Annotated in this window: 16 protein-coding genes; 6 read left to right on the top strand and 10 right to left on the bottom strand. The window is 59.3% G+C overall.

What is annotated here, in order from left to right:
* Nucleotides 1-7: 7 nt before the first annotated feature.
* Entirely contained in the window at nucleotides 8-1303 is a 1296-nt protein-coding gene (locus ACZRKZ_RS12970; protein WP_463981774.1) for a mechanosensitive ion channel family protein, read from the bottom strand.
* Between the two features lie 193 nt (nucleotides 1304-1496).
* On the opposite strand from ACZRKZ_RS12970, the gene ACZRKZ_RS12975 reads away from it, so the two are divergent.
* The gene (locus ACZRKZ_RS12975; protein ID WP_133101811.1) at nucleotides 1497-2843 is read left to right on the top strand and encodes a DEAD/DEAH box helicase; all 1347 of its coding nucleotides are present in this window, start codon (nucleotides 1497-1499) and stop codon (nucleotides 2841-2843) included.
* 46 nt (nucleotides 2844-2889) lie between these two features.
* Here the strand turns inward: ACZRKZ_RS12975 and ACZRKZ_RS12980 are convergent, their stop codons facing one another.
* Nucleotides 2890-3165: a hypothetical protein gene (locus ACZRKZ_RS12980; RefSeq protein WP_463981775.1), complete on the bottom strand. Its 276-nt coding sequence runs from the start codon at nucleotides 3163-3165 to the stop codon at nucleotides 2890-2892.
* Between the two features lie 156 nt (nucleotides 3166-3321).
* Between ACZRKZ_RS12980 and ACZRKZ_RS12985 the strand changes: the two genes are divergently transcribed.
* Nucleotides 3322-3714 (top strand): transcriptional regulator, encoded by a 393-nt coding sequence (locus ACZRKZ_RS12985; protein WP_463970313.1) that lies wholly within the window; start codon nucleotides 3322-3324, stop codon nucleotides 3712-3714.
* Nucleotides 3715-3826: 112 nt separating this feature from the next.
* On the opposite strand, the gene ACZRKZ_RS12990 is transcribed toward ACZRKZ_RS12985, so the two are convergent.
* The 3 genes from ACZRKZ_RS12990 to ACZRKZ_RS13000 all read right to left on the bottom strand — a co-directional run bounded on the left by ACZRKZ_RS12990 (nucleotide 3827) and on the right by ACZRKZ_RS13000 (nucleotide 5887).
* Complete coding sequence (locus ACZRKZ_RS12990) at nucleotides 3827-4693, bottom strand: DUF6279 family lipoprotein (protein ID WP_463981834.1); 867 nt, start codon at nucleotides 4691-4693, stop codon at nucleotides 3827-3829.
* 66 nt (nucleotides 4694-4759) lie between these two features.
* Nucleotides 4760-5485 carry a TorF family putative porin gene (locus tag ACZRKZ_RS12995; protein WP_463981776.1) on the bottom strand — a complete coding sequence of 242 codons (726 nt, stop codon included), beginning with the start codon at nucleotides 5483-5485 and terminating at the stop codon, nucleotides 4760-4762.
* A 222-nt stretch (nucleotides 5486-5707) separates the two neighbouring features.
* A complete protein-coding gene (locus ACZRKZ_RS13000; RefSeq protein WP_007946007.1) occupies nucleotides 5708-5887 on the bottom strand; it encodes a hypothetical protein in 180 nt (59 codons plus the stop codon).
* A 322-nt stretch (nucleotides 5888-6209) separates the two neighbouring features.
* On the opposite strand from ACZRKZ_RS13000, the gene ACZRKZ_RS13005 reads away from it, so the two are divergent.
* Both ACZRKZ_RS13005 and ACZRKZ_RS13010 read left to right on the top strand, forming a co-directional pair.
* Nucleotides 6210-7046, top strand: a complete 837-nt coding sequence (locus ACZRKZ_RS13005; RefSeq protein WP_133101807.1) for a S1-like domain-containing RNA-binding protein — start codon at nucleotides 6210-6212, stop codon at nucleotides 7044-7046.
* A gap of 358 nt (nucleotides 7047-7404) precedes the next feature.
* Complete coding sequence (locus ACZRKZ_RS13010) at nucleotides 7405-7527, top strand: PA1414 family protein (RefSeq protein ID WP_003210728.1); 123 nt, start codon at nucleotides 7405-7407, stop codon at nucleotides 7525-7527.
* Nucleotides 7528-7771: 244 nt separating this feature from the next.
* On the opposite strand, the gene ACZRKZ_RS13015 is transcribed toward ACZRKZ_RS13010, so the two are convergent.
* Nucleotides 7772-9151: a sodium:solute symporter family protein gene (locus ACZRKZ_RS13015; protein ID WP_463981777.1), complete on the bottom strand. Its 1380-nt coding sequence runs from the start codon at nucleotides 9149-9151 to the stop codon at nucleotides 7772-7774.
* Between the two features lie 133 nt (nucleotides 9152-9284).
* Nucleotides 9285-10235 (bottom strand): agmatinase, encoded by a 951-nt coding sequence (speB, locus tag ACZRKZ_RS13020; protein ID WP_463981778.1) that lies wholly within the window; start codon nucleotides 10233-10235, stop codon nucleotides 9285-9287.
* Nucleotides 10236-10422: 187 nt separating this feature from the next.
* Between speB and ACZRKZ_RS13025 the strand changes: the two genes are divergently transcribed.
* Nucleotides 10423-11316: a LysR substrate-binding domain-containing protein gene (locus tag ACZRKZ_RS13025; RefSeq protein WP_133101804.1), complete on the top strand. Its 894-nt coding sequence runs from the start codon at nucleotides 10423-10425 to the stop codon at nucleotides 11314-11316.
* A gap of 5 nt (nucleotides 11317-11321) precedes the next feature.
* The gene (locus ACZRKZ_RS13030) at nucleotides 11322-11933 is read left to right on the top strand and encodes a tRNA-uridine aminocarboxypropyltransferase (RefSeq protein WP_463981779.1); all 612 of its coding nucleotides are present in this window, start codon (nucleotides 11322-11324) and stop codon (nucleotides 11931-11933) included.
* A 33-nt stretch (nucleotides 11934-11966) separates the two neighbouring features.
* On the opposite strand, the gene ACZRKZ_RS13035 is transcribed toward ACZRKZ_RS13030, so the two are convergent.
* From ACZRKZ_RS13035 to ACZRKZ_RS13045, 3 genes are read right to left on the bottom strand one after another with little or no spacing between them, the layout of a single operon-like run.
* Entirely contained in the window at nucleotides 11967-13322 is a 1356-nt protein-coding gene (locus ACZRKZ_RS13035; RefSeq protein WP_463981780.1) for an HlyD family type I secretion periplasmic adaptor subunit, read from the bottom strand.
* 10 nt (nucleotides 13323-13332) lie between these two features.
* Nucleotides 13333-15492, bottom strand: coding sequence for a type I secretion system permease/ATPase (locus ACZRKZ_RS13040; protein WP_463981781.1), 2160 nt, complete (start codon nucleotides 15490-15492; stop codon nucleotides 13333-13335).
* A 24-nt stretch (nucleotides 15493-15516) separates the two neighbouring features.
* Nucleotides 15517-16875: a TolC family outer membrane protein gene (locus ACZRKZ_RS13045; protein WP_463981782.1), complete on the bottom strand. Its 1359-nt coding sequence runs from the start codon at nucleotides 16873-16875 to the stop codon at nucleotides 15517-15519.
* Nucleotides 16876-16877: the final 2 nt, after the last annotated feature.

The raw sequence follows: 16877 nt of genomic DNA on the forward strand, positions 1-16877 counted from the left end.
GTAGCAGCTATAGCGAGGCGCTCTTTTCGGGCAGGTGGCTGGCGCCGAGCACCGCTGGCAACATCCCCGCCCGCAAGTCGTTGCCACTGGGCTGCTGATACAGGCTCAAGCCGAATTCCGGCAGCAACGCCAGCAGGTAATCGAAGATGTCCCCCTGGATACGCTCGTAATCGACCCACGCCGTGGTGCGGGTGAAGCAGTAGATTTCCAGCGGCACGCCCTGGGCGGTGGTCTGCATCTGGCGGACCATGCAGGTCATGTTCGGCTGGATTTCCGGGTGGCTTTTCAGGTAGGCCAGGGCGTAGGCCCGGAAGGTGCCCAGGTTGGTCATCCGCCGGCGGTTGGCCGACAGCTGCGCGCTGTTTTCCTGGGCTTCGTTCCAGGCCTTCAATTCCGCCTGTTTGCGGCCGATGTAGTCGGTCAGCAGGTGGACCTGGGTCATGCGCACTTCTTCATCATCGCGCAGGAATCGCACGCCGCTGGCGTCGATAAACAGGCTGCGCTTGATCCGTCGCCCGCCCGAGGCCTGCATGCCGCGCCAGTTCTTGAAGGATTCGGACATCAGGCGCCAGGTGGGGATGGAGACGATGGTCTTGTCGAAGTTCTGCACCTTGACCGTGTGCAGGGTGATGTCCACCACATCGCCATCGGCGCCGACCTGAGGCATCTCGATCCAGTCGCCGACCCGCAGCATGTCGTTGCTGGTCAGTTGTACGCTGGCGACGAATGACAGCATGGTGTCCTTGTAGACCAACAGGATCACCGCCGACATGGCACCAAGACCGGAGAGCAGCAACAGTGGCGAGCGGTCGATCAGGGTGGCAACAATGATGATCGCGCCAAACACGAACAGCACCATTTTTGCCAATTGCACGTAGCCCTTGATGGAGCGGGTGCGGGCGTGTTCGGTACGGGCGTAGATGTCCAGCAAGGCGTTGAGCAGGGCGCTCATGGCCAGGACCTGGAACAAAATGGTGAATGCCAGGGCGACATTGCCGATAAACACCGTGCTGCTCTTGCTCAGTTCCGGCACCAGGTGCAGGCCGAACTGGATCACCAGTGATGGCGTCATTTGCGCCAAGCGGTGGAATACTTTGTTGTGCCGCAGGTCATTGAGCAAGTGCAGCGCTGGCTGGCGGCCCAGCAATTTGACGGCATGAAGGATCAGGTAGCGTGCCACCCGTCCGAGAAGAAGGGCTACCACCAGCAAGATCACCAGGGCCAGGCTTGAATGCAGCAGCGGATGTTGATCGAGGGCGCCCCAAACGTCTTGGACGTTGAGCCAGAGCTGTTTGATATCCATGGGTAAACGCGATTCTTCTGTAGGACGTGATGGGGCAATTAGAGCATTTAAGTGCTTCAAAGTTATCGTTGCGGACAAACCCCCTGACAAAAAAGCACCTGATTAGCGTTGTTCGCGTAAAGAAACTCGGCCTCGGCGCCCGAAACCGTTACCCTATGCAGCTGTTTTTTTGTATTTCTTCGAGGTAACACCCGTGTTTTCCCAATTCGCCCTGCACGAACGCCTGCTCAAAGCCGTGGCCGAGCTTAAATTTGTCGAGCCAACGCCTGTGCAAGCAGCGGCCATCCCGCTCGCGCTCGAAGGGCGTGACCTGCGGGTGACAGCTCAAACCGGGAGCGGCAAAACCGCTGCTTTCGTTCTGCCGATCCTCAACCGTCTGATCGGCCCGGCGAAAGTCCGGGTCAGCATCAAGACCCTGATCCTGCTGCCGACTCGCGAGCTGGCCCAGCAGACCCTGAAGGAAGTCGAGCGCTTTGCGCAGTTCACTTTCATCAAGTCTGGCCTGATCACCGGTGGCGAAGACTTCAAGGTCCAGGCCGCCATGCTGCGCAAGGTGCCTGACATCCTGATCGGTACGCCGGGCCGGATGATCGAGCAACTGAACGCCGGTAACCTGGACCTCAAGGAAGTCGAAGTGCTGGTCCTCGACGAAGCCGACCGCATGCTTGACATGGGTTTCTCCGACGATGTGCAGCGCCTGGTGGAAGAGTGCACCAACCGCCAGCAGACCATGCTGTTCTCTGCCACCACCGGTGGTTCGACCCTGCGCGACATGGTCGCCAAAGTCCTGAACAACCCCGAGCACCTGCAACTCAACGCCGTCAGCCAACTGAACTCGACCACTCGTCAGCAAGTCATCACCGCTGACCACAACGTGCATAAAGAGCAGATCCTCAACTGGTTGCTGGCCAACGAGACCTACCAGAAGGCCATCGTCTTCACCAACACCCGGGCCATGGCCGACCGCATTTACGGTCGTCTGGTGGCGCAGGAGTACAAGGCGTTTGTCTTGCACGGTGAGAAGGACCAGAAGGATCGCAAGCTGGCCATTGACCGCCTGAAACAGGGCGGCGTGAAGATCCTGGTGGCCACCGACGTCGCCGCACGCGGCCTGGACGTCGACGGCCTGGACATGGTGATCAACTTCGATATGCCCCGCAGTGGCGACGAATACGTACACCGTATCGGTCGTACCGGTCGCGCCGGCAACGATGGCCTGGCCATCTCGCTGATCTGTCATGGCGACTGGAACCTGATGTCGAGCGTCGAGCGCTACTTGAAGCAGTCGTTCGAGCGCCGCACCATCAAGGAAGTCAAAGGCACCTACGGCGGGCCGAAGAAGGTCAAGGCGTCGGGCAAGGCTGTTGGCGTGAAAAAGAAAAAGGTCGACGCCAAGGGCGAGAAGAAGAAAACCGGCGCCAAGTCGCCGACCAAACGCAAGATAGCCAACCGACCGAAGACCGACGCACTGTCGCTGGTCAGCAAGGACGGCATGGCGCCACTCAAGCGCCGCAAGCCAGAAGCGCCAGCCGCTGAATAAAGTGTTGGCGTAAAAAAAACCGGACGATGTCCGGTTTTTTTTGGCCTCAACTATCGGCTTTGGCCGCCGCTTCTTTCAACTCCTTGAGTCGAGCGTCGATCAATTGGCACTTGTCCGGGAACTTTGAACTTTCGGTATCCAGGTCCATTTTCTGCAGCTCATCGTTGATTTCCTTGGCTTTTGTTGGATTCTGTTCGGTGAGCCTTGTCACTTCCAGGGCCAGTTGCTCACGCTTGGCCGTGGCTTCTTCCGGGGTGCAGGCCCAGACGGGCAGGGCGGTCAGCAACGTAGCCGCGATGGCCATATTCAGTAGGGTTTTCATTGTTCAGACCTCCATGGCGGTGATATTTGGTTGAGGGCCCAGGCGGGTGAAAAGTTCAGTGCAATGACGCCTGTCCACTAGGCTGAACGGCCAGTGATGTCGCATGTCACAACCTTTGAAGGGCATCTTTTCCGTGTGCCTGCAGGAGGAATCAGGATGACGACTTACAATTGGGATTTGATCGAGCGTCTGCTTCATGAAGTGCAGAACAGCGCCGGTCACAGCTTTACACCACGCCCCTACGCCGAACAGGAAGCGGCAGCCAAGGCGGCGGACGGTGAGCCGACGGGTAACCTGGATGAGCTGAAAGTGACTGCCACCGAGTACGAAAAGCTCTTGCTGGACCGTGGCTTTATCGAGTCGCGTCCTGAAGATGAAGGTGGCAATGGCGAAAACTTCATCCTGACCCCTCGCGGCTCACAGTTGTTGAGCCTGATCGACAGCTCGATCCCCGGCAACGATCACCCGCGCGAGGTGCTGGATGAGCAGGCGGATGCGCTGGATACGGCGACGTTTGATGAGGTAGCGTCCAAGGCGCAGATTGCCTGATTAAATGTTGAGCGAGCTTGCTCCGGGCGGCGATCTGACGATGGTCGTGTACGTTAACGCGTGCTTTTTGGATAAGCGCGCGGTTCTTGAACTCATCGCGAGCAAGCTCGCTCTACAAAGGGGCGGACTTCAGGCATTTTAATGCCTTGAAATCACTGCGCACCTTGTCGATCTTCAGCGCCAGTTTCTGCCGTTGCTGCACGGTGCTTTCGGCCATCAGGTCGACGATCAGGCTGCGGGCCGCAGCTTCGGTCTGGGCGTAGGCTTGTCGATAGTCCGGGGTCCACAGGCTTTCCCGGTCCACCAGTAGCTGTTCCATTTTTTGCGGGAAATCGCTGCTGGCGCGTTGCCCCACGGCTGCGATGAACTGCGCCTGCCAGTGAGCCCGGTTGCCGATCCATTGTTTGTTCTGCTCGCCCAATGCGATCGACCAGGCCGTCACTCGATTCTGCTGGCTGGTGCTTAATGGTCCCAGCCATGCATCCAGGCGTTTGCTCATGCGCTCGCCGCGCTCCTTGATCTGCTGTTCCAGGGACGGGTTCAGGTATTCGTCCTGGCGCTTGCGCAGGTCCTTGGCCAGCGCCTCGTTCATTTCCTCGACCTGCTGGTCGTCCAATCCTTGCAGCAACTCGATGGCCGATGGGGTGACTTCGCGCGCGACCTCGGCAATGGCCTGTTTGGCTTCAGTGGTACGGGTTTGCAGAGCGGCGTCGGTCACCTGATTGCTGTCGACCATTTGTTGCAAACGGTCCAGCCAGCCCAGGTAGCCCGGCAGTTGCGTGGTGCAATGCCAGGCCAAGTGTTCCTTGAGTTTGTCGTTGAACCAACTCTTTTGCCCGGCGTTCATGTCCAGGTAGTCGTTGAGGGTCCAGGGGATGATCACGTCTAGGTTGCGGTAGGCCAGGCCGACGCGGTTGCAGCCTGCAAGCACCAGGCTCAGGGTCAGCAATACCACCAGGAGTTTTAACCGACGCAGCATGGGCGAGTCCTTGCGCAGACGAGAGTAGTGCATCTGAACTCGCCATGGGCGCGACAGTTCAGCCCATCAATAAAACGATCGTTCGGCCTTCAAGGTCAACAGGCCATCACATTGCGAATTGCGCCCAGAGTAGGCCGAGCAATCGCTGCCGCGGAGGCTGGAGTCGCTGTAGATTAGATCAAGGTCAATGCCCATCCAGGGGCGAGAGAGCTTCACCGACCAGTCGCTGAAGTTACTGATGGAGCCGCCCTCGGCCAATGAAACCGGGGCGCCCAACTGGTGAGTGGTGTACTTCATGCTGACGCCGATGCCGAAGGGCTGAGTGCCTCCCAGGTCGGCAAACAAGGTGCTGTCACGGCGGTCTGGGTCGTTGCTGAAAGACGCGCCGAAGCGATTGCCCAGCAAGTTGAGACCTCCGTAGAGTTCCTGGCTATCGAGGGGGCTTAGCTTGGGGTAGCTGTAATGAATCATCCCCAATTCATAGCCCAGGGTCTGGTCGAAAGGGCGCTTGAAACCCATATAGGAATCGACTTCCAGGTTGCTGGTCGGCGAAATGCCCATGCTGGGTGAGAATTGGCCGAAGTACAGGCCGCTGTCGTGGGTCAGGTCCAGTCCGCCATGGAAGGAGTCGCTGCCAGCAGACGTGGGTTTGACCAGGCCCTGGGCCATGCTGCGGCTGGGGCTGGTGCCTAACTTGAGGTCGAAATCGCCCAATTCACGCTGGAAGACCTGCGCTTGGGCAACGGGGCAAGCCAACAGGGCGCTGACCAGGAGTATGCATATTTTGAGCACGCTTCACTCCGTAAAAAGCGAGGAGCAGTAACCGGAAATATCAGGAAAATGCCTGATCTAGACGTGTGCAAGCATACCGGCGAAAGCCTGGCGATGAGGCCCGTTCGTCGATTAGCTAAGCAAGGGGTGTATCAAGATGGGTGTTGCGTGCTCTAGTCCTAGCGCCTTGGAAGGCAAAGCGCATAGGGACCAGGTGTGATGCGCAAGCTGCTTTTTTTAAGCTTACTTCTTGCCCAGCGTAATCTGCTTGGACGGACCGAAAGTCTGACCGCTCACGCCTTTGGCAATCTGCTGGATCTCGCCACCGGATTTGAGGAAGGCAGCAATTTGGTTGTTGATCGATTCGCTGGTTTCAACGGCCGGAGCTGGCTTTGCTTTGCTGTTGGATGCTTTTACGCGCATGGCGGCCACTAACCTGTAGAAAATTAACTTGGTCAAACATCATACATGAAAAGCTTGACAATTGCTTGGCAAATATCCTCCTGAAATAAGCGGTGCTGTTGGAAAGTAGCTAAGTTGACGTTTGAAAAAATACCTAACTCGCTGTTTTAACTACGAACCCTCGAGGAAGCGTGCCTGGATCATCGGTGAAATCGAGGGTGTTGATCAGACGAGCGGGACCGCCCGCACTCAGGACATGATTTTTCGGGGTTGCGCGCCTGGACGCGGCACCGCCGCCGCTAAACTCGGGTAGAATGCCGCCCACGCAATGAGGGTATTGGAAATGGCTTTAGTCGGGCGCTACAACAGCTTGCAAGTGGTTAAACACACTAACTTTGGTTTGTACCTGGACGGTGATCAAGAGGGAGAGATCCTCTTGCCCAATCGGTATATCCCCAAAGATATTCCCAGTGAAGATGAAGACTGGCTTAACGTTTTTATTTATCTGGACAGCGATGACAAGCTCATCGCCACCACGGAAAAACCGAAAGTTCAGGTGGGCGAGTTTGCCAGTCTGAAAGTTGTTGAAGTGAATAGTATCGGCGTCTTCCTGGATTGGGGCCTACCCAAAGACTTGCTGCTGCCGTACTCCGAAGAAAAACGCCAGATGACGGCGGGTGAATATTGCGTCGTGCATGTCTATCTCGACAAACACACCAAGCGCATCACCGCCACCGCGCGTCTTGATCGCTATCTGGACAAGACCCCGGCCAACTACCAGGTCGGTCAGGAAGTTGACTTGCTGGTAGCCGAAGCGACCGATATGGGCTTCAAGGCCATCATCAACAACAAACACTGGGGTTTGATTCACAAGAACGAAGTGTTCAAGTTCCTGCGTCCGGGCAAGGAAGAGAAAGGTTTTATCAAGGAGATTCGTGCCGACGGTAACATCAGCCTGAGCCTGCAGCCGGTGGGCGAAGAAGCCGCTTCGAGCCTGAACTCGAAGATCCTTGCCAAGTTGCGTGACAACAACGGCACCTTGCCAGTTAGCGACAAAAGCGACCCGGCGGTGATCAGCAGCTTGTTCGGTGTCAGCAAGGGCAACTTCAAGAAGGCCATTGGGGCGCTCTACAAGCAAGGGCACATTGTGATTCACGCGGATCGTATTGAGCTGAGCTGACCATCCGAGAGTGCGCGGGCAGCAGGACGTGGCTGGCCGCTTGGTGTTCACCTTCCGACGCAGCTGTTCCTATCGGGCGCGGCTGGCCCGCCTGGTTTTCCCACGAGTGCGTGGTTGATGTGGCGCAAAGCCATGCTCGGGGCTAATCTCAATGCGTGGATTGACCTGCAATAAGAGAGCAGGACGGTACCGCTGCAGGGCACACGAGCGATTGCTTGAACGATCAGTCAAAATCGTGATCAATTCAGTAATAGTTCGTTGTGGTTTCAGGCGAGCATTACGTAGGACTTAGGGCTACTATCTGTAGGAAGCGGTTACAGAATTCCAGCCGCTCGGCACTACCCTCAAAGGGGGCACCATGAAAGAGAAACTGCAAAACTGGCTGCACGACCTCGGCGTCGCACTCGGCTTGATCGAGCCACCGCTGCAACCGGTGCCAATTCGCACCGATGATGAGCAGCGTCGCCCACGTCGCAGGTAAGTCCTGAAAAGCGCTCGAACGATTGTTGCTGGTATCGGGCGAGCGCTGCCGGGTGAGTTATTTGGGGGCATTCCCTGTCCCTAAAGGTCACGCTCGCGGGCTAAATCCTTCCTAAATTCCCTCCCACGGTGTATTCGTCTGATTATGGAGATTTCCTGGTCGGATATTTCCCATCGTGTTAAGCGTCAGCTTTTTCGTTATTTTAAATCCCCATACGGCTTTCCCCTCAAGGCAAAGGCAGCACTCAGGCCGCCTCGGCCACGGCCTCCGGCCGACGGGACAGCAAGCTCACCAACACAAAGCTCACCAGGCCAACCCCCAGGCTGTAATAGATCGGCGTATTGGCATCCAACCCATCCTTGATCATGAACACCAACGCGGTGACAAAGCCTAGCGTCATGGACGTAATGGCCCCCGAGGTGGTCGCCCGCTTCCAGTAGATTGCACCAATCAACGGAATCAACATACCGCCTACCAACAGGTTGTAGGCCAGGGTCAGAGCGCTGATCACGTCGTTCACCACCAGGGCAATACCCAATACGGCGATGCCGGTCAGCGCTGTGAACAGGCGGTTGATCTTCAGGCTCGACTGTTTGCCACCGCGCAGACGCGGCAGCAGGTCTTCGGTCAGTACGGTGGACGCGGCGAGCAAGCCGGCGCTGGCAGTGGACATCATCGCGGCCAATGCGGCGGCGATCACCAGGCCACGAATACCCTCGGGCAACGACACTTTGACGATCGCGGCAAAGGCGTTGTTGACGTTGTCCAGGTCCGGGATCAACACATGGGCGGCCATGCCGATCAGCGCACAGGCCAAGCCGTAGAAAATGCAGTAGAAGCCAGCGAAGGTGCCGGCGTACTTGGCGACTTTTTCGTCACGAGCAGTGAACACCCGTTGCCAGATGTCCTGGCCGATCAGGATGCCGAAGAAGTAGATCATGAAGTAGGTGATGATGGTGTCCCAGCCGATGCTGGTGAAGCTGAAGCTCGATGCCGGCAGCTTGGCCACCAGTTCATCCCAGCCGCCGACGCGGTACAGGCAGATCGGCAGCAGGATAAACATCAGACCGACGGTCTTGATCACGAACTGCACGATGTCGGTCAGGGTTAGCGACCACATGCCGCCGATGGTCGAATAAACCACCACCACGCCACCGCCCACCAACACCGAGATCCAGAACGGCAGGTCGAATAGCACTTGCAGCACGGTGCCGATGGCCAGGATCGAGGTCACGCCGATCATTAGCGCGTAGGCCAGCATGATCACCGCGCTGGCCTGGCGGGCCATCGGGTTATAGCGTTTTTCCAGCACCTGGGTGACGGTAAAGATCTTCAGCTTCAGCAACGGTTTGGCCAGGAACAGGTTCAGCGCGATGATCCCCATACCCAGCGCGGCGCACAGCCAGAACCCGGAAATCCCGTGGACATAACCCAGGCGCACGGTGCCCACTGTGGACGCGCCACCCAGCACGGTGGCGGCCATGGTGCCCATGTAGAGCGTCGGGCCGAGGTTGCGGCCGGCGACCAGGTAGTCTTCGTGAGTTTTGGCCCGACGCATGCCGTAGTAGCCGAGCACGAGCATTCCGGCGGCGTAGATGAGTACGACGAATAAATCCAAAGCCATGATGAGAGTCTCCGATTATCTTTTTTATGGGCTATCAGGCGGCTTGACGCATCGCCGGTTTATCGAGCGCATCCATGCGCTTGTTGCGAGGATCTTTCGGCCCATAAACACAGACCTACCACCAGGCCGATCCTCAGCGATGGACCACGCCGGGCAGTACGCAGAGCATCTCGTACAGCAAGTTAGCGCCCAGCAGCGAGGTGTTGCCGGTGGTGTCGTAGGGCGGCGAAACCTCTACCAGATCGCAACCAACCAGGTCGAGGCCCTGGCAGCCACGGATGATTTCAATGGCCTGGATAGTGGTCAGCCCGCCAATTTCTGGCGTACCGGTGCCAGGTGCCCAAGCCGGGTCGATGCCGTCGATATCAAAGCTGAGGTACACCGGGCCGCCGCCGATTTTTTCCCGCACTTCGGCCATCAAGGGCGCGAGGGAGTGATGCCAGCATTCCTCGGCCTGGATCACGCGAAAGCCCTGTTTACGGCTCCAGTTGAAGTCTTCGGCGGTGTAGCCCTGGGCCCGCAGGCCGATCTGTACCACACGGTCGCAATCGAGCAGGCCTTCTTCCACGGCGCGACGGAAGGTAGTGCCGTGGGCGATTTTCTCGCCAAACATATGATCGTTGACGTCAGCGTGGGCATCGATGTGCACCAAGCCAACCTTGCCGTGTTTTTTGTGGATCGCCCGCAGGATCGGCAGGGTGATGGTGTGGTCGCCGCCCAGGGTCAGGGGGATGACCTTGTGCTCAAGGATCTCATCGTAGGCTTCTTCGATGATGCGCACGGCGTCCAGCAGGTTGAAGGTGTTAATGGCGACGTCGCCGATGTCGGCAACCGACAGTGAGTCGAACGGCGCGGCACCGGTGGCCATATTGTAAGGGCGGATCATCACCGACTCGGCGCGAATTTCCCGGGGGCCGAAGCGGGTGCCGGGGCGCAGCGAGGTGCCGATGTCCAGGGGCACGCCGATAAAGGCAGCGTCCAGGCCTTCGGCCGATTGCAGATGGGGAAGACGCATCATGGTGGCGATGCCGGCGAAGCGCGGCATTTCGTTGCCGCCCAGTGGTTGGTGGAAAATCTTGTCCACGGGATTGCCTCATCGTTATTTTGTTTATTAGAGGCCGATTCTGCGAAATGCCGAGGGTGGAAAGAATCGCTGTGGGCAAATACTTAGTTCATATTTTTCTAAACTAAAGCCTGAGGTAGACTGCGCAGTGATCATTCCCACGCTCCACGTGGGAATGCCGCCCTGGACGCTCTTAAGCGGAGAACTCATGGCCAGCGCCTTGCCCGACCTAAAACTCTTGCGCATCTTCGTCAGCGTCGTGCGGCACCAGGGGTTTGCCAGCGCCCAGCACGAACTCAACCTGTCGACGTCGGCCATCAGCACTTACATGAGCCAACTGGAAGGCGCGTTGGGTTTGGTGCTGTGCCACCGTGGCCGAGGCGGTTTCAGCCTGACCAGCAAGGGCGAGTTGTTCCACCAGGAAACCCTGCGCCTGTTGGGCGAGCTGGAAGGCTTCGAACAATACGCTGCCGCACTCAAAGGCGAACTGCGCGGCACCCTCAAGCTGGGCGTGCTGGATTCCACCGTCAGCGACAAGGCGCTGCCGTTTGCCGAAGTGATCGGCGCCTACAGCCTTGAGCATCCGGCGGTGCATTTGCATCTGTCGGTGATGAGCCCCTACGAATTGCAGTTGGGCGTACAGGACAATCGCCTGGACCTGGCCATCGGTGCCTTTTCCACGCGCATGAGCGGGTTGATTTATATGCCGTTGTATCGCGAACAGCACTGGCTGTATTGCAGCTCCCGCCATCCGTTGTTCAACGAGCGGCGCATTCCCGAACAGGTCATCACCCAGCAGCGCATGGTCGGCCGTGGTTACTGGAGCCAGGCGGAACTGGCGCGCCACGGCTTCAAGCACAGCGCCGCCACTGTGGAAAGTATGGAGGCACAGTTAATTCTGGTGCTGTCCGGCGCTTACATCGGCTACCTGCCGGAACACTATGCCCAGGCCTGGGCCGACAAGGGCGACTTGCGGGTATTACTGCCGGCGACCTTCGGTTATCAGGCGCCGTTCTCGATGATCATGCGTCGGGGCCGCAGCCGCGAGCCGCTGATCCAGACCTTCCGAGATTTGCTTAAAGCCCAGCTCAACCAGGCCTGATCCCCATGCCCAGACCCCAATGCCCACGCTGTATGCGTCCCGCCAGCCATTGCTTATGCGCGCTGATCCCCAGCCTCGACAGCCGTACTCGCGTGTTGCTGTTGCAGCATCCCAGTGAGGTCAACCATGCCTTGAATACGGCGCGGCTGGCGGCGTTGGGGTTGGAGAATGCGCAGTTGGTGGTGGGGGAGGTGTTTGACGATTTACCAGCGCTGTTGAACCCGCCGGGGTATCAGGCGCGGTTGTTGTTTCCCGCTGAGGATGCGCAGCCATTGCAGTCTTACACGGCGTCCGACGAACCGATGTTGCTGGTGGTCCCCGACGGCACCTGGCGCAAGGCGCGCAAGTTGCTGCACCTCAATCCACTGCTGGCGGCACTGCCTAGGGTGACGTTGGCCGAAGGCGCTGTTTCCCGCTATCGGCTGCGCAAGGCGCCGGGTCCTGGGGCATTGTCGACGGTAGAGGCGATTGTGCAGGCGTTGCAGGTTCTGGAAGCTCCGGCCTCATTTGAGCTGTTGTTGAAGCCGTTTGAAGCGTTGATCGAAGGACAGATTGCGGCGATGGGCGAAGAAGTCTTCCGTAAGAACCACGGCAATGGACTTCCCGTTGGCGAGTAGAACGAGGGGGTATGCATTCCGTCAGGTGTACATCTACCGTTCGCGCATTGCCTCCGTCCGGGCCTTCAACACTGGCTTGAGCAAGTAATCCAGCACACTCTTCTCCCCGGTAATAATGTCCACCGTCGCCACCATCCCCGGAATGATCAACAGCGGTTTGGCATCCCCGCCCAGATGATTTTTATCGGTGCGTACCTGGATCAGATAGAAGCTGTTGCCCTTGTCATCGGTAATCGTATCGGCGCTGATCAACTCCAGCTTCGCCGCCAGCCCACCGTAGATGGTGTAGTCGTAGGCACTGAACTTGACCATCGCCTTCTGTCCCGGATGCAGGAACGCCACATCCTGCGGCCGAACTTTGGCCTCGATCAGCAGGTTGTCTTCCAGGGGCACGATTTCCACCATGTCGCTGCCCGGCTGGACCACGCCACCGATGGTGTTGACCTTCAATTGCTTGATCACCCCATGCACTGGCGAGACCACGGTGGTGCGGCTGACTCGGTCGTCGATGGCGATGCTCGTGGCGGTGATTTTTGACAGGTCGGTGCGTTTTTCATTGAGTTCCTTGGCCGCGTCCGAACGAAAGCCCTGCACCGATTCGTCGATCTTGCTCTTGATCTCATTGATCGCCGACTCTGCCCTAGGGATCGCCAGGGTGGTCGCGTTCAATGAGCCACGAATCTCCACAGCGCTGCGTTTGAGCCGCAGGATTTCCACCGGCGACACCGCGCCGGTGCCCACCAGCGGCGCCGACATGTTCATCTCTTGCTGCAGCAACGCCAGGCTGGAACTGAACTGGCTCTGCTTGGAGCGAAACTCTGCCAGTTCCTGGGTTTTCTGCCGCAGTTGTTCGGTCAACGTCCGTTGTTCGCTGCTCAGGCGTCGCTGACGTTGTTCATATAAAGAGCGCTCGTCCTCGGCCACTTGCGGCGCCTTGGCGATCACTTCGTCTGACAGCTTGAACGCCCGGCCTTCAGCCTCAGCGGACAGCCGTTCGACCTGGGCGATCAGGGCAAAACGGTCGACCTCGCTTTCGCCCTTGTTGGAACGAAAACGCGTGTCGTCCAGTTGCAGCAAGGTGTCGCCCTTGTCGACCATTTGTCCTTCGCGCACGAAAATCTGCGTGACGATACCGCCCTCCAGATTCTGGATCACTTGCACCTTGCTCGATGGGATGGCCTTGCCTTCGCCCATGGTTACTTCATCGAGCACGGCGAAATTGGCCCAGACCAGGGCGCTGATAATCAGGGCGGCGGTGAGCCACACGGTGATGCGCGAGCCTCGTGGCGAATCCTGCAGCGAGGCGCCGGCCACTTCGGGCAAGAATTCGCTTTCGGCGCTTTTGCCAAAGCTTGAGAAATAGCCCCGTGAATCGGTAGTCGCTGACATGGTCGGGCTCCTAGACCGCCGCCGAGCCGACACGGCCCTTGCGCAGTGCATCGATGACGCTTTCTTTCGGGCCATCGGCAACGATCCGGCCGTTGTCCAGAACGATCAGACGATCCACCAGGCTGAGCATCGAGGTGCGGTGGGTCACCAGTAGCAAGGTTTTGCCCTTGATCCAGTGTTCCAGGCGCTGGCGCAGGAGGTCTTCGCTGCTGTTGTCCATGGCGCTTGTGGGCTCGTCCAGCAGCAGGATCGGCGGGTCGAGCAGCAGCGACCGCGCCAGCAGCACTGCCTGGCGCTGGCCGCCGGAAAGCAGCTGGCCGCGCTCGCCCACCGGGCGGTCGAAGCCCTGCGGGTGTTGGCGGGCCAGTTCGCTGACACCGGTCAATTCGGCGACTTCGAGCATCCGCGCGTCGCTGATGTAGCGGGCGCCGAGGGTCAGGTTATCGCGCAAGCTACCGGCCAGCAGTGGCAGGTCATGGGCGACGTAACCCACTTGCTGACGCAGGTCGGCCACATCCAGTTGCCGCAGGTCGAGGCCGTCCAGCAGCAGTTGGCCTTCATCGGGCGCATAAAAACCCATCACCAGTCGCCCGAGTGTGCTTTTGCCCGAGCCGCTACGGCCGATGATGCCGACGCGTTCGCCGGCCTTGAGGCTGAAACTGATAGTGGCCAGGGCCGGGGCGTTTTGCCCGGCGTAGCGGAAGGTCACTTGGTTGACTTCCAGCGCTCCGGTCAATTGTGTGCGCTCCAGCGGGCGCTGGTGCGGGTCGCGCTCCTGGGGCAAGGACATCAGCGCGTCAGTGCTGCGCATGGTCAGTTGTGCCTGTTGGTAGCGGGTGATCAACCCGGCGATCTGCCCCAGCGGCGCCAATACCCGGCTGCCGAGCATGTAAGTCGCCACCAGCGCACCGACGCTGAGGTTGCCGGCAATGATGCTGTAGACCCCGGCGACGATGGTCGCCATCCCGGAAAACTGCTGGATAAATAGCGTGCCGTTGGTTGCCAGCGCCGACAGATTGCGCGCGTGGCTGTCGAGGCGGGTGAGCGCGCCGTGGGTACTTTCCCACTGGTGCTGGCGTTCGCTTTCGGCGCTGCAGGCCTTGAGGGTTTCCAGGCCACCGAGGGTTTCGATCAACAGGGCCTGGCGTTCAGCCCCCAGGGCCAGGCTTTTTTGCACGGTATCGCGCAGGCGAGTCTGGATGATCAGGGCAAAGAGGATGGTCAGCGGAAACGCACACAGTGGGATGATCACCAGCCAGCCGCCCAACAGGCCGATCACCACCAGCATCAGCACGGCGAAGGGCAGGTCGATCAGGCTGGTGAGGGTCACGGCGGTGAGGAATTCCCGCAGGCCCTGGAAGTCATGGATGCTCTGGGCGAAGCCGCCGATGGTCGCGGGTCGGGCCTTCATCGACATGCCGGTGATGCGTTCGAACAAGGTAGCGGAAAGAATTACATCGGTCTTCTTGCCGGCAGTGTCCAGTAAATGGGCGCGTACCACCCGCAGCACCAACTCAAAACCGGTGCCGATCAACAACCCGATGGCCAGCACCCACAAGGTCGAGACCGCCTGGTTGGGTACCACGCGGTCGTAGGTTTGCATGACGAACAGCGGCACCATCAGCCCCAGCAGGTTGATCAGAAAACTGGCGAGAATCGCATCGCTGTAGAGCCAGCGGGACAGTTTCAGGGTGTCGCGAAACCAGGCTTCAACCCGAGGCACCAGGGGCGCGCGCAGGTCTTCGATTTCGTGACGGGGGCGGGCGAACAAGGCCTGGCCGCTGTAGGCCTCGGCCAGCTCTTCGCGGCTGACCCATTGCTCGCCACCTTCGGCCTCGCTGGGCAAAATCAGCGCCTGGTCATCTTCGCTCCAGCGTCTGAGGACGGCGCAGCGGCCGTCCTTGAGTATCAGCAAGACCGGCAGGTTCAACGCTGAAATCGCTCCCAACTCGCGACGCAGTAACCGCGCTTGCAAACTGGCCCGCGCCGCAGCCCGTGGCAACAACTCCAGGCTCAGGCGCTGTTGCGCCAACGGCAAACCGGCACTCAGGCTGGAACGGCTGACGGTGCAGCCGTGCAGTTTGCAGAGGATCAGCAGACCGTCGAGCAGCGGGTCATCAAAGCTCTGGCGCGGGTCGCTGCCGGTGTTCAACGGTTCCATTTGGGTCACGGCGGTGTGCTCCACGGCTTAGGGCTACTTCATTTCAGGCAAGTGGGCATCGCTTCTGACTTCCGACTGGGCAATGGCTTCGGCCGGCACCACCACGCGTTCCTTGTTCAGCAACTCGCCTATGTTGGCCAGCACGCGGTACATGGAGAACTCTTCGGTGTAGCGCACTTCGGTGTAGCGGCGGTTGGCGTTGTACAGCTCGTTTTCACTGTCCAGCAGGTCGAGCAGGGTGCGTTGGCCAAGGCCGAACTGATCCTGGTAGGCCGCTCGCACCCGTTGGGTGGTTTCGGCGTATTCCCGCGCGGTGGGGGTCTGCACGCGCGCGTTGTCCATCGCATGCCAGGCCAGCGAGAGGTTTTCGTTGAGCATGCGCAGGGCGTTGTTGCGGATGTCCATGGCCTGGTTGATCTTGTGGGAGTCCGACGCCAGGCGGGCCTTGTCGCTGCCGCCACGGAACAGGTTGTAGTTCATCACCACGCCGACCCGCCATTCATTGTCGTGGCCGAGATCACCCTGCACATTGTTGTTGGCGCCCACCGCCGCTTCGGCATCGAAGCGCGGGTAGAACGGCGATTTGGCCACTTCGTACTGACTTTCGGCAGCCATCACATCGGCCTGGGCGGATTTCAGGTAGGGGTTGTTTTCTAGCATGCTTTGCCTTGCGCCGAGCATGTCAGCGGGCAGTTCTCCCTTGATCGAGGCCGGGCCTTCCAGCTCATCGGGCAGACGACCGACAACGCTGAAGAAATTCGACTCGGCGTCCTGCAGGTCGACCATCGCCGTCTGGTAGTTGTTTTCCGCCAGGGCCCGACGGGCAGTGGATTGATCGCTGTCGGCGGTGCTGCCGATGCCGCGCTGAGTGCGCAGGCCGATCTGGTCATTGACCCGCAGGTGCGCCTGCAGGTTGTTTTTTGCCAGGGTCAGCAACTCCCGCCGTTTCAGCACTTCCAGGTACACCTCGGTGGTACGCAAGGCCAGGCTCTCGGCGGTGCCACGGGTGTAATAGGCTCTGGAATTGACCACTGCGCCCGTGCGCTGCACTTCGTTGGAGGTGTTGAAACCGTCAAAGAGCATTTGCCGCAAGCGCAGTTCCGACTGGGTGTAGTTGTCGGTCTGCGTATTGTGGTTGTTCCCTCGCGCCCGTGTGGTGCTGTTGTCGCTATAGCCGCGGCCATAGGCGGCGTTGAGGTCGAGGCTGGGGTAGAAACCGCCCCGGGCGACTTTCACATCCTCATCGGCCGAGAGCCGGTTGTTGCGGCTGGCGTTCAGTTCCGGATGGCTGTCCAGAGTGCTTTGGATCGCTTGGGTCAGCGACATGGCTTGGGTATTGGCGCAGGCCATGGCGATCAGAATCGCGCTGCAGAGTGGGGTCAAAACGCGCATGG

The organism is Pseudomonas sp. c313 (genome assembly GCF_055407145.1).